The organism is Staphylococcus sp. Ze2, from assembly GCF_048568365.1.
In the GTDB taxonomy this organism is placed as follows: Bacteria; Bacillota; Bacilli; order Staphylococcales; family Staphylococcaceae; genus Staphylococcus; species Staphylococcus xylosus.
In genome coordinates this window covers 468,272-481,218 of sequence record NZ_CP183486.1, presented here as the reverse complement: position 1 = coordinate 481,218, position 12,947 = coordinate 468,272, and the positions used below count along the sequence as shown (strand labels likewise).

The window sequence follows — 12,947 nt, the reverse complement described above, 5'->3', positions numbered from 1 at the left end:
ATTAACCGCCTCCTACAAATTCTAATAATTCTAAGTTATCTTCATCATTGACTATTCGAGATGTAAATTGTTCTCTCTTAATTAATGTTTCATTGTGCTCTACAATAATGCGTGTTTCATCCAATCCTAATGATTGAATTACTTCTTGTATATTAATTGGCTGTTCAAAGTTAAATACGTCACCATTAATCTTACATTTCATTTATTTCACCTCTGCTAATCTAAAATCATATAATTGTTTTGGCCTATGCCCATTGATAATCCACTGACTTATCAGCTCACCGATTAAAGGTGAAAGTAAAATTCCATTGCGATAATGGCCAGCAATGACAAATAAGTCTTTATTCACTTCATCCATAATAGGATGTTCATTTTGACAATAAGGGCGTATGCCTGACCATTGGTTTATAATTTTCCAATTTTTTAAATCAGGTATATAACGCAAAGCTTGTGACTTAAGCCATGATTTTCCTGAATTAGACACCCCAACTGAGTAGTCATCAAAGTAACTTGTTGCACCGATTAAGTATCTATTCTTTAATTTAGGAACGACGTAACAACCATTTGTCAGGAACATGGTCACATCCAAATTTAAATTAGGTTGTTCTACTAATAGTACTTCTCCTTTTACACCACTAACCGCTTCACAAGGTAAATATTGTTGTAAAAGTCTGCTTGTCCAAGCGCCACCCGTGACAATTAACTTTTCAGTATAATAAGTTTCACTTTGTGTATCCACACGGTAGCCGCCTTTTATAGCTTCAACATGGGTTACAGTTGTTTGGTATATCCTATCTATATGTCGATGTGATAGTGATTTCAATAACGCTTTGGTGTAGTGATTTGCATTGATTTGATGATCTTCAGGCATATAAAGACCCTTTGTATGCTTTGAAGTAATCGCTCCTTTGGACATGTGCTGAACATCAGTCGAGCTAAGACGTTCTACAGATGTAAAATGTTGTCTTAAAAATTGATATTGCTGTTCAATCTTTTTATTCTCATAATGATTAGCAGCCAATTTTATTAACCCACTATTTAAATACTCAATATCCACGCCAACCTCTTCCAACAAACTATCTCTCAGAGGTTCAAACATCTTTTGAGAAGTTGTTGCTAAACTAAACAGAGCACTGTTTTCGGTGAATTCATTTTGTGCGCCTAACATTCCACCCGCTTTATAAGATGCATGCTTACCTGCTTCATCTCTATCTATCACAGCTATATTCGCAAAAGACTGACTTAACCCACGTGCGATTGACATGCCCATGACTCCTGATCCAATAATAATGACATCATACATGTCCATCCCACACTTCCTTCATATTCATGAGTTTTTGTTTCGAATATTGATTAAAAATAGAAATACCGGCTATTCCTGAAAATCCACTAGGTAAGGAGGGCATAGTATGTTGATTAATACCTCCAATTGCAATAATCGGAATATCAATTTGTAACGCTCCTTCAACCTCCGACTTTGCTCTAGGTGTCTGCTGAGGTTTAGAAGGTGTCTCAAATACGTGTCCAAACAACACAAAGTCTATCCCTAAATACTTAGCATTAGCAACACCATCTTTATGATGCGTAGACATACTCACTTGTATATCGGGATAATTAGCTTGTACCTCCTCAATATGAGGGTCATTTTCTCTAAAATGAATTGCCGACAAGTCACATTGTATGATTACGTTGATATCGCTATGAATAATAATCTTATCCTTAGAAAATCCATTTTTTATTATTTCATGAACCCACTGAATTACTTCTTCAGTAGTCATTGGAGTTCTAATTAATAAATAATCTATAACTCCTTCGATTTCACAGTAATGCTTAATATGTGATTCAGATAAATCTTGATATGGTGTAATAGCAACAAACAATATAATCACTCCAAATAAAAAAACGTTATTTTTCCTGGTGGAAAAATAACGTTATATGATTACTTCTATCATAGAAAACGCCACTTTCCTACGCCAGTGCGAACTGGATCAGGTTCTAGGAATCCCTCAGTTATTACTTCGGTCTCAGCCTTTATCAAAGGCACTTCCAGTGGTTTCTATCTATTAAATTTTCAAATTAAATATTCATTTCACACGTTTTAGCGATTACTTACAATCTAACTTATAATGATTCACATTTCAAGTCTCACTTTGACATTCGTACCACATGTACCTAATATCAGCTAGCATAAGTATGTATTGTCTTACTTATAAAGACAACTCTAACAAACGTGCTGTTATAGGTCGGGTCTGACGATAGACTTCTTGATATACTTCAAAATATTTAACATAGCGTTCATGATGGGCTTTATTTGGATAAAAGGTTCTATCATAGATAATAAATTGATCAACTATCTTTTCTACGCTTTTATACCAATTCAATCCTATAATAGCTAGCATCGCAGCCCCCATGCAAGGCCCTTCTTCATATTTTAATTTACTGACTTTCGTATTAAAAATATCAGCTTGTAATTGTAACCAAAAATCATTTTTCGCACCACCACCGATTGATGTAATATGCGTTATGTCCTTCCCCTTTTCACGTAGATGTACCAATGTTTCATACAATGAGTATGTAATACCTTCAATTACTGATCTGGCTATATCTGCATTTGTATGTAACGTACTTAACCCAATAAAGCTACCTCTAATTTGCGAATCGCCATGTGGTGTACGCTCACCTGAGAGATATGGTGCAAATAACAAACCTTCACTGCCAATTGTAGATTCACTTGCTAAGCTTAAAATTTGATTGAAAGTTAAATTAGGGAACACATGATTTTTTAACCAATTCAAACTATCTCCAGCAGCAAGCGTCACACCCATTACATATGATTTATTCTCTACAACATGATTGAAATAGTGTAAATTATGGTGATACGCCTTCCCTTCATCTGCTTCACAAGTTAATAACGTGCCAGACGTACCAATACTACATAATGTATCATTGGATTTGATAACACCCGCACCAAGTGCGCCACATGCATTATCACCACCACCCGCAAAAACCGCTACATACTCTTTTAATCCTAATGATTTAGCTAAGCTACTTTCTAAATATCCAATAAAATCTCCAGATGATACGAGTGTTGGATAAATATCACCGATACCAAATTTTGAACCAATTGTCTTCGACCAATTTTTTTGTTTTGGATCTAGTAATAGTGTGCTTGAAGCATCTGAATATTCCATATTTATTTTGCCAGTTAGCCTAAACTGCACATAATCTTTTGGTAATAAGAATGTTGCTATTTTGTTCCAATTGTTAGGTTCATTATCTTTTATCCACAGTAATTTCGTTAGTGTAAAACCTTCTAACACTGGATTTGATAACACATAATTACCAAAGTGCTGTTCTATTGTTGCACATTGACGTGTAGATCGAGTATCATTCCATAAAATCGCATTTCGAATCGGCTTATTATCGCTATCTAATGCCACTAAACTATGCATTTGACCAGATAATGATAAGCCACGAATAAAGATATCATTCAACGAATCGTTACTTAATATTTGTCTAATACATGATTTTGTTGCTTCAAACCATTCGTCTGGTTGTTGCTCATTGTATCCGGATTGAAGTTGTATAATATCAAGCTCTTCGCTAACCTTAGCTAGAACTTCTCCTTCTTTATTTACGGAAATAACTTTAACTGAACTTGTTCCTACATCTATCCCTAACACTGCTTCATTCAATATCATCGATTCCTTTTGTTAGATTTTAAATATTCAACAACTGTATCATATTGAAATAACTTTCAAAATTCCAATAATATGATATTACAATGAATCTGAAGTTAGAATAATATTTTTGATATATAAATGACGATGACTACGGTTATTGCGCTCAGTAATGTTGATAAAAAGACTAATTCTGCTGCAAGCTCAGGATAGTTATCATATTCCTGGGCAATAACTGAACTGTTAACAGACGTAGGCATGGCTGAAGTAATAAATAACGCTTGTGCTATGATACCTTCAAGCCCCATCAGTTTGATAATTACAAGGGCTATTACCGGTCCAACAATCAGCCTAACAAATATAAACACATATGAACTTGACCATTTAAAACTAAATTTAATATTAGCAATTTGAGCACCTAATAATATTAAAGCAATTGCAATCATTGCATCTGCAATATAGTTTGCGGGCGTCCATATAAACTTAGGTATGGTAACGTTACCATAATTTAAAATAATGGCGAATATCAAAGCATATAAAACAGGCATCTTAAAGTAACCCAACATTGCCTTGATTTTCCCAATATGTACAGCTTGTATTGAAAATATGCCATATGAAAAAGTAAATATATTTTGCAAGGAAAGTACAATGACTTGAACAGACATAGCTAAAGGATCTCCTTTAAATACTAAATCATTTACTGGAACACCGTAATTGCCTGAATTAAAGAATAATATGCTATTCGTTAAAGTTGTCGCTTCACCTTTATCCTTTGTACCAAAATATGTCAATAACTTACCAATACCGTAAAGAATAATTATGTATATGATAAAGAATAATACGATATACAATAATAATTTGATTTCAAAATTTGTCTTATAAAATTTCACAAATATGAATCCAGGAACAAATATGTATATGTTTAATTTTGCTAATGTTTTTAAATCTAATGAAAACTTTTTCTGCAATATATATCCTATTATAATCATAATAAAAATAGGCAACAATACAGTCTCTAAAATAATCAACATTTCGTGCATTTTAATTTTGCCCCCTTTGCCTAATTCCACTAACTTTTTTATACTTATGAAATAATGAGAAATTTACATAAGTACCCCCTTTGAAAAAATCAATCACACATATTTTATGCTAAAACTCTCTGCATATGAGCTATCGAAGCAATTTCTTTTATATAATGCAAAATCTGAATATGCCCCAAAGACTGTTAAGCTTTGTTTCACGTTAAACAACTTGTCTCTGTATTAGTAAATCCAATTTTGCTTATTAATTTATATTAATAAACTTATTTTTTCTTCCCTTTTTTCTTGTTGTTTTTCTTTTCTTCTAAAATTGACATCACTATGAAGCCGACAAGTAATATGGGTGTAAGAACTGCAACCATTATTAACATTTATTTCACCTCATTATTTGGTATTTTTGAAAATAAATTTTAAGAATAGATAACAAATCAAATAGTATCCTTTAATATTAATTTACACCTTTTAAACATCTTCCTCAATAAAACAATTTAGTTTATTTAAGAAAGCAAAATAACACCCGAGAATGACTATAAAAAATAGTTTTTAATAATATATACAATCTATAGTTTATGTATATGAATTAATGTCTCAAGGAATTGAACATGAATCTTTTGATTAGTGATAATTTACATCTACTCCATTTTCAATATATATAATAAGAGGCCCGAGATATACTAATATCTCGGACCTTTCAAACAATTTTGCAAATACTAATTTACTATATTAAATCTTGTTATAGTGTTACTTAGTTTCTTTCGTATTTTCTTTTTTACGACTTCTCCAAACTATTAGTGAACCAATAGATGCTAATAAAGCTCCAAATAGTGTTGTATCTTTAGTTGCTTCTTCACCAGTATTAGGTAAAGTTTTAGCATCAATTTTCTCATCTACTTTACTTGGTGACAACACCTTCACATTATTAGATTTGCCTCTCTTAGTATTATCACTATTAATGTTAAGTTTAGTAGTGTTGGTACTTTCATTATTTGCAGTACTCATATGAGTACCTTTCATATCATTTGATGCATCATTAGATGTATCAGCTTTACTGTTTAATGTTTTTTGAGGATTACTACTTAAAGCAGGTGATTTTTGTAATGTATCCTTATTTTTATTAATATCATCTTTGCCTTGCATATTATGTGAGTTAGACTGTCCATTGTTACTATTCACACTAACAGATGGAACTACAATGCCCTCTAATCTATTCAGACGATTTTGTAGTGCCTCTTTAACATCATTTGGTATTGCGTCAACAAGTTTTTGTGCTTCGGCTTTCTTACTTTGTGCTATTGCTGCTAATTTTTCTAAGTCTGCTTTTTCTGATGCTGTGATTAATCCATCTTGTTGGTACTCGACTAATTTTGTTTTCGCGGCTTGATCCGCTGCTTCGGCTTCAGACACTTTACTTTCTGCTTGAGCTTTTGCTTGGTCTACATCGTCTGCTATACCGTTGCCATCGGCATCATTTACTGCTGGCACTTGGATACCTGTTAAGTTATTTAGACGTGTTACTAAGTCGTTCTTTAATCCATCTGGCAATGCATCCACTAATCCTTGCGCTTCCGCTTTCTTACTTTGTGCTGTCGCCGCCAAACTATCTAAGTCTGTTTTCTCTGATGCTGTGATTAATCCATCTTGTTGGTACTCTGTTAATTTTGTTTTCGCGGCTTGATCCGCTGCTTCAGCTTCAGTCACTTTGTTTTCTGCTCGAGCTTTCGCTTGGTCTATATCATCTGCGATACCATTGCCGTCGGCATCATTTACTTCTGGTATAGAAATAGTTGGCAAACTATCTATTCTGTTTTGGAACGGTGCTTTTTTGCTATCAGGTAATAAATTAATTTTATCTTGAGCTTCAGCTTTTTTATTATTTGCGCTATTTACTAATTCAGTTAACGTATTATTTTCATTATTACTAAATATTCCATCCGTCAATGCCGTTACTACCATATTTGAGGCATTTCTATTTTTCTCTTCTGCTTCATTCACAAGGGTCTCTACATCTTGTAATAAGTTTTTAACCTGTAATCTTTCTCTTAATGCATTATTAATATTTGTTGTTACAGTATCCACAACATCTTGTGGCGTATTCTCGTTTCCCACTGTATTTTCGCCAACTTCAAGTGCTAATATAATTGCTTGATCTTCTTCTATATTATTATCAAATGGTCCTTGGTTTTTTGCGTTACTTATTGCATTTTGTAACTCTGTCACGTTCGCTCGTCTAACCAATGATTTAATCGCATAATCTAAGCGATTTGTTGCTGAAATTATATCTGGTATGGTATTTATCTCAGGATCATAACTATCACGAATAACAATTGAAGTATAGTCTAATTCTCTCTGTAAGAAATTGATACTAGCAGGCGTATATAAGCTCTCATCTAATAATTTAGTATTTTCAACCAAACTAATTAATGTATCTAATTTTTCTTTTTTCTCTATAAATATTTTATCTATAATTACTGTATTAGCATTTAAGTCTGCTGAATCCACAATTTCTCCAGAGCTATTTAAAGCCTGTGCAAATACAGTACCGTTATAGCTAACATTGATATTAACAAAATTAATATTACTATTTGCCTTTCTTATTGCGCTTTTAATTTCTTCTTTTTCATTATCACTAACAGCCCAAGTATTATCTACACCAATCTTTTCAAAAGGAGGTTTTAAAGTAAAACCAAAATCAATATCTGAACTAGTTATGGTTGTATTATTAACATCGTCACTATCTGAAGGTGTGAAGTTTCTAGTATCTCCGAAATTTATAATACCTCTATCAAATCCTTTATTGTCACTCAAAATGATGTTATTAGCACTTATAATCATTTCATTTCTTCTACCTAAATTCATCGTGCCTTGTTTAGGTATAATATTGCCCTTCTTAGCTTCCTCAAGCCATTTATATACATCGTCTCCAAACAAAGGGCTGTTTAAATCTTGTATTTTAAAACTCTGTCTTTGTTCTTTAGTAAAATCAAAGTTAGATATTAACCAAAGCATTGTAGCTTTCTTACGCGCCCTATTTTCATTATCGCCGTAACCGTTTGTTATCAAAAATCTTTCTTGGCTAGATAACCCTCCAATCACCGGATACCACTGATAAGTCATTGTTCCATCACTAGAGACATCTGTATTCATTTGATTAGCATTTTTGTTATAATCATCGTTTGTTAAATTATTATCATTCGATGGATTCACGACATTTCTTTTTCTTCTTACTTTTTGTCGATTTTCATTTTGACTTATTACTACTTTGTTAGTATCATCTGTTCCATCTACTTTTAAATTATCTTCCTTATTAATGAGTTCAGTTTCATCATGGTTTGAAACTTCTCCTGTCTTAGAATCTTTAATTTGATTGTTATTTTTGTTACTGTGTTCCTCAACTTGATTGTCTTTATTTTCTTGTATAACTTGCTTTGGCGACTCACCAGAATTTATTTGATCATTTAATTGCTTATCTGCTTTATTGACCTCTTTCTCTTGAGTGTCATTTTTTGAATTATCTTTTTCTAATAAAGGTGCTGAAATTGGCAGTTCTGTAACTAGTGATACCTCTTTTTTCAGTTCACTTTTTTGGTTTTCTGGATTATTATTTTGATTTTCAATCGTACTATTAGCTTTATTATCTTCTTTCTCTTGAACTGCTGTGTCTATATTACTTATTCTTTCTTTATTAGTATGTATTTCATTTTCAACTATTTCAGAAGCTTTATTATCAACTTCTGAAGCGTAACTTAAGGAACCGGTATTCATAAAAACAACCGATCCAATGATAATTGATGCTGCACCTATATGGTACTTTCTGATAGAATATCTTTGTTTTTCATTAAATAAAGAATTCACTTTTTTCATTCTTATATTTAATCCTCCTTCTTCAATTTGAAAATTATTTCCATGTTTTATTTCTTTATTAATCAAAAGATATCATAAGCTTCCATGATAGAATTCAAATCAAAAACCAGAGTAAAATAATGGTATTTCTAATCAAAAAACATGAGAAAAGACTGACTAAATCGAATGTTTTTATATTATTAAGTTATTTTTATTTAACTTTAGTTTATTAATTGACCGTAATATAAATTAGTTGTAATATTTTCAATATAATATATGCTTTTGTGGCTGAAATTAATTCAAGAATTCATTCCACTATAAAAAGGTCGGAGGGAGCATAGTGAATTACAACCTAGTTATTTATAAACAACACGACAAAATCAACTATTTAAATACACCTAACTTCGCAAATTTATATTTAGTTATCGCAGGTGAAGTCTCTTTTCAAAAATTGGCTTCAACGTATACGTTCCAACAAGGTGAAGTTTTTATAGTTTATGACTTCGAAGAAAATTTAATAATTAGTAGGCAAGCTATCATTGCCTGTATTTCTATAAACAACATAACCTATCACCGCTTTTCATTAGTCTATCGGGAAGGTGCTTCAGACAACTATCCACCACCAAAAAAGATAACTGAAACTTATATTGAGACACTTAAAGGGATTCTAGAGGAAGATTTTTTTAATGCAGATATTGGGGTAATAAAACTTATTAACTACCTCAATCATTCAAAAGATAATTTGTATGTAAATATGTCATACTCACATAACTTAATTAAAAATGTTGTTGAATATATTAATACAAATTATAAAAAGCCTTTATCTTTATCTTATATTTCAAAGAAATTTTTTGTGAACAGTAGTTACCTCTCACGTGAATTTTCAAAGAAAATGAATATATCTTTATTAAAGTATATTAAAAAAGTGAAGATTTATAGTTTGTCGAGGGAACTTTTATTACATGGTAATTGGGAATCTACCTGGAGAGAATATGGATTTCGTTCTTACAATACTTATTTACGTGATTTCAAAAATATAATGCACATGTCACCTAAAGAATTTATCAATCAAAATTCTATTAATCAGGTAAATGAAACAATTGAGCAGCATGAGTTATACAAATATTTACAACAAATATTAGATTTAATAAAATCTGAATAATTTCAAATCTTATCTTGTATATAAAAAAACACCAAGTTTCGCATACATTAAGGCGACTTGGTGTTTAAAATGATGTTATTACAATTGTAATTTAGTACTTATATTTATTCTCTTCATCTGATTTTGTATATTCATCTTTTATAGCTTCTTTTTCGTTTTCTTTTTGCTCTTCTGATAAAACAAAAGAATTATTGTGTTCATTGACTTGTGAACCATCTTTAATATATGGATTTATATCCTCATCATTGTCTTTACTATAAACAGGCGCTTTTGGCTTTCTCACTAATAACATGATACCCGCAACAATCCACAGTACAGCATTAATCCAATTACCTAATAAAGAAATCACACCTGCAATAATTAGTAAAACACCTGCTATTTTAGCTTTTTTACCAATTAAGAATGCTGCTATCAATGCAATAATTAAGATTATAATACCTATTACTAAACCTGTAGTTACAATTCCGCTTAATGAACTAAAGAATGCATTAGCATCACCATACGTAAGGCTAGACTCTTCTTGCATCATTTGGTTAATAAAAGTATCTTTGATTTCATTATTTCCTAACATCGGAATTAAAATAGCCAATAATATTACAGCAATTAATTGTAGCGCAATGCCAATCCACGTTAGAACGCGTTCTATTGTTCTTTTCATAACAATGTTCCTCCTATTTATATAATTAAATTTATTAAAACAATAATCTTTACCAACATAATATAAAAAATACTTAATTACAATGTTAATTATACTAATTGCGAATATCTAAGTCCACATTATATAAATATTAACCTTTTTCAAATTATAGTTATACATCTTTTAATATTAGCTAGAAAATTTAGAACACCAGACAGAGAATCTGCTTGCTTATAATGATTTGCTGTATTAATTTTTCGACAAGCATATTTACAAAAAAGGTCCGAAACATCTCTCCATGTCTCGAACCTTTATTTTGTAATTTATTTGTGTTCTCTAAAAGCATTATCAATATGTGTAAGTTGATCTACGAAATGATGAACTTCTTCGGCTGTAAATTTATTTCCAAGGCGATCTTTCACTGCTTCTGTCATAACAGACGTTGCTTTCTTCAAAAATGCTTCACCTTCATCACTCAATTTAATGAGTTTGATACGTTTGTTATCTGAATGTGCACGTTGCACATATCCCATCTCTTCTAATTTCGCTATACGCTTTGATGCAGCCGTTTTAAAAATGTTTTGTAAACGAGCTAATTCATTAATCGTTACCTTACCTTCTGTTTTTATAATTCTCATTGCTTCAATTTGTTCTCTTGAAAGCAAATTACTTAGCCCGGTCTCTTTAACGATATCTACAATCTCTTTATTTAAATGCAACATTACTATTTGAAATTTAATAATCGCTTCTTCAATTGTCTTATCTACATTTTCCAAATAAGCCACCTCCGAATAACACTTATTTAAACTCTATTGAGAAAGGTACTCTTTGTCTCTTGTTAAACCATAATATTACTATATATTGTAAAATAATCATTACTGCAATAATGCCAATGAGTAAGGCTACAACAAAACCAAAGTTAAAATGTCCCGCATGAGTAAAGATTGCTTCTCTGTATCCTTGTATTGCATATGACATTGGTGAGAATGGGTGGATCCATCTAAAGAATTGTGCTGATAATTCTATTGGGAACATCCCTTCACTTGAACTTAATTGTAGTATTAGTAAAACCATCGATATAAAGAGCCCAATTCTATCTAGCAACAGGCTTAAGAAGGTAGTGATGGTAATTGCTGCGATGGCCCACAATAATCCTACTAAGATAAATTTGCCAATATTATCGATAGACATGTTCAGAGCAAATATCGCCCAACTACTCATTAAGAGTGCTGATATTGTACCTTGTACAAGATACAGTAATAGTTTGCCGAATACTTGTTTGATTGATGTTATCTCTTTACTTAACACTTTTCTTAAAGGATAAATTGCGCTAAATGAAACTGCGCCTACAAATAAGCTAACACTTGCCATATATGGGACGATTGTTTCACCATATTTATCTGCTTCTGTAGCATTATTTTCATTCACTTTCGTCACATTATTTAGAGCTTTTTCGTTGTCTCCTTCAAATGCAACTCCCTCTTGTTGAGAAACTGATTGGTCAATTTTTTCTTTTAATTGATTATTATTTTGTTGTAATTGAGTTAAACCATCTGTAACTTGTTGATTTCCTGAAATCAACTGTTGTGCAGGCTGTCCTACTGCAGGTTCTAGCTGTTTCAAACCATCTGTAACTTGTTGATTTCCATCAATAAGCTGAGATTCAGCGCCTGACATTTTGCCTAAAGCTTCAGAAGTATCTTGGAAGCCAGATTTTGATTTTTTAGCACTATCAAATAATTGGTCTAAATAATTAGAACGGATATTTTCTTTGATTGAGTCTGTCACTGTATTAATTGCTTTCTGAGCTGATTGACTACCAGTATAACTTGAACCTGGATTTACTTGTGTTTCTAAATTTATTTTTTTAGGGTTTTTATCTAATAATGTTGTTGCGTTACTTGATGCATCTTCAGGGATAATGATTGTTCCAACACTTTTACCTCTTTCAAGTTGGTCATATGCTTCTTTTTTAGAAACTTCTTGGAAGTCAAACTTATCATTATCTTTTAATTTGTCTACTACATCATCACCGATTGTGACTTTTTCACCATTCAACTTTGCGGTCTTGTCTTGGTTAACAATAGAAATCTTTAATTGATCTGTCTTATCATAAGGATTCCACATAGAACCAACAAATAATGCTACATATAGCAACGGGATAGCTGCGATGGCTATAAGCGCTATAATTAACATTTTGTTTCTAAAAATAAATTTAAATTCATTAAACATCTTTTCTTACCTTCCTTTTTACAATTGTACACCGTGTGTACTATTAGATTTTTGAAAACCGAAACATGCTAAAATGCTTATTCCGGGGGCGTTTATAGCTATTCAAATTTATGGGGATATATAAATTTCTAGAATAGTACATCCCTTATACATTTTTATATCATACTCGCTTCAAAAACAGTTGTCAATCAAGTTACTATATTTAAATAAATTATACTATTGTGAAATCGATAATTATATTATATCTATTTTATTTCCATTACATAACAATCAGTTCGTAAATCAATTTTGAATTTATGCTTAGCCACTTAAATTCACGTGATTATAATTATGAGAAATCGAATCATAATTATTGT

The 12,947-nt window shown here is 31.5% G+C and carries 10 protein-coding genes and 1 riboswitch; of the genes, 1 reads left to right on the top strand and 9 read right to left on the bottom strand.

Annotation, left to right across the window (positions count from 1 at the left end; all coding sequences use genetic code 11):
• Position 1: 1 nt before the first annotated feature.
• The 6 genes from thiS to ACM591_RS01985 form a co-directional block, all read right to left on the bottom strand.
• Positions 2 to 202 (bottom strand): sulfur carrier protein ThiS, encoded by a 201-nt coding sequence (thiS, locus tag ACM591_RS02010; protein ID WP_029379227.1) that lies wholly within the window; start codon positions 200 to 202, stop codon positions 2 to 4.
• Positions 203 to 1,309 (bottom strand): NAD(P)/FAD-dependent oxidoreductase, encoded by a 1,107-nt coding sequence (locus tag ACM591_RS02005; RefSeq protein ID WP_418354411.1) that lies wholly within the window; start codon positions 1,307 to 1,309, stop codon positions 203 to 205.
• Positions 1,296 to 1,889 (bottom strand): thiamine phosphate synthase, encoded by a 594-nt coding sequence (locus ACM591_RS02000; RefSeq protein WP_037557364.1) that lies wholly within the window; start codon positions 1,887 to 1,889, stop codon positions 1,296 to 1,298. Before ACM591_RS02000 ends, ACM591_RS02005 begins: the two co-directional genes overlap by 14 nt.
• A 59-nt stretch (positions 1,890 to 1,948) precedes the next feature.
• Positions 1,949 to 2,058, bottom strand: a riboswitch (TPP riboswitch).
• 149 nt (positions 2,059 to 2,207) lie between these two features.
• Positions 2,208 to 3,695, bottom strand: a complete 1,488-nt coding sequence (gene xylB, locus ACM591_RS01995; RefSeq protein ID WP_418354410.1) for a xylulokinase — start codon at positions 3,693 to 3,695, stop codon at positions 2,208 to 2,210.
• A gap of 101 nt (positions 3,696 to 3,796) precedes the next feature.
• Positions 3,797 to 4,720, bottom strand: coding sequence for an AEC family transporter (locus ACM591_RS01990; RefSeq protein WP_029379224.1), 924 nt, complete (start codon positions 4,718 to 4,720; stop codon positions 3,797 to 3,799).
• A 741-nt stretch (positions 4,721 to 5,461) separates the two neighbouring features.
• Complete coding sequence (locus ACM591_RS01985; RefSeq protein ID WP_326007981.1) at positions 5,462 to 8,581, bottom strand: GA-like domain-containing protein; 3,120 nt, start codon at positions 8,579 to 8,581, stop codon at positions 5,462 to 5,464.
• A 319-nt stretch (positions 8,582 to 8,900) separates the two neighbouring features.
• On the opposite strand from ACM591_RS01985, the gene ACM591_RS01980 reads away from it, so the two are divergent.
• A complete protein-coding gene (locus ACM591_RS01980) occupies positions 8,901 to 9,722 on the top strand; it encodes an AraC family transcriptional regulator (RefSeq protein WP_029378553.1) in 822 nt (273 codons plus the stop codon).
• A 91-nt stretch (positions 9,723 to 9,813) separates the two neighbouring features.
• Here ACM591_RS01980 and ACM591_RS01975 read toward each other — a convergent pair whose 3' ends face one another.
• The 3 genes from ACM591_RS01975 to ACM591_RS01965 form a co-directional block, all read right to left on the bottom strand.
• Complete coding sequence (locus ACM591_RS01975; protein WP_058625905.1) at positions 9,814 to 10,380, bottom strand: DUF4064 domain-containing protein; 567 nt, start codon at positions 10,378 to 10,380, stop codon at positions 9,814 to 9,816.
• 302 nt (positions 10,381 to 10,682) lie between these two features.
• Positions 10,683 to 11,135: a MarR family winged helix-turn-helix transcriptional regulator gene (locus ACM591_RS01970; RefSeq protein ID WP_029378555.1), complete on the bottom strand. Its 453-nt coding sequence runs from the start codon at positions 11,133 to 11,135 to the stop codon at positions 10,683 to 10,685.
• 22 nt (positions 11,136 to 11,157) lie between these two features.
• Positions 11,158 to 12,591 carry a YhgE/Pip family protein gene (locus ACM591_RS01965; protein WP_058625904.1) on the bottom strand — a complete coding sequence of 478 codons (1,434 nt, stop codon included), beginning with the start codon at positions 12,589 to 12,591 and terminating at the stop codon, positions 11,158 to 11,160.
• Between the last annotated feature and the right edge of the window lie 356 nt (positions 12,592 to 12,947).

Bases quoted from the DNA above. Each gene is read 5' to 3' on its own strand.
- ACM591_RS01985 (WP_326007981.1), bottom strand. From the start codon at position 8,581: ATGAAAAAAGTGAATTCTTTATTTAATGAAAAACAAAGATATTCTATC.
- ACM591_RS01990 (WP_029379224.1), bottom strand. From the start codon at position 4,720: ATGCACGAAATGTTGATTATTTTAGAGACTGTATTGTTGCCTATTTTT.
- thiS (WP_029379227.1), bottom strand. From the start codon at position 202: ATGAAATGTAAGATTAATGGTGACGTATTTAACTTTGAACAGCCAATT.
- ACM591_RS01975 (WP_058625905.1), bottom strand. From the start codon at position 10,380: ATGAAAAGAACAATAGAACGCGTTCTAACGTGGATTGGCATTGCGCTA.
- ACM591_RS01965 (WP_058625904.1), bottom strand. From the start codon at position 12,591: ATGTTTAATGAATTTAAATTTATTTTTAGAAACAAAATGTTAATTATA.
- ACM591_RS02005 (WP_418354411.1), bottom strand. From the start codon at position 1,309: ATGGACATGTATGATGTCATTATTATTGGATCAGGAGTCATGGGCATG.